The sequence below is a fragment of the Virgibacillus sp. M23 genome, assembly GCF_034190895.1.
Taxonomy (GTDB): domain Bacteria; phylum Bacillota; class Bacilli; order Bacillales; family Amphibacillaceae; genus Virgibacillus; species Virgibacillus salarius.
This window is the reverse complement of record NZ_JAWDHA010000340.1, coordinates 1-410: the sequence shown is the minus strand read 5'-3', so window position 1 is coordinate 410 and position 410 is coordinate 1. Positions and strand designations below refer to the sequence as shown.

Sequence of the window (410 nt, the reverse complement as noted above, 5' to 3'; positions counted from 1 at the left end):
ACATAATCCTCTAACCATTTATAAGAAACAAACATCCTTGCATCCTCCTCTTACGCCTGTTTAAACTGCGAAATAAATCTGACATCGTTTGTATAGAAGTGGCGGATATCATCAATGCCGTATTTCAGCATCGCGATACGCTCAACACCCATTCCGAATGCAAAGCCCTGATATTCATTCGGATCAAAGCCAGCCATTTTAAGCACATTCGGGTGAACCATGCCGGCGCCGAGGATTTCGATACAGCCTGTTCCTTTAAATACTGAGCAGCCGTTCCCACCGCATTTAAAGCATGTCACATCCACTTCTTCTGAAGGCTCAGTAAACGGGAAGAAGCTTGGGCGGAGTCTGATTTCGCGGTCTTGCCCGAACATTTTTTTCGCAACGAGTTCAAGCGTTCCTTTTAAATC

1 pseudogene is annotated in these 410 nt (G+C 45.1%); it reads right to left on the bottom strand.

The features are described 5' to 3' along the window. Positions 1-50: 50 nt before the first annotated feature. Positions 51-410, bottom strand: a pseudogene (pheS, locus tag RVS70_RS22865) (phenylalanine--tRNA ligase subunit alpha); the annotation flags it as partial.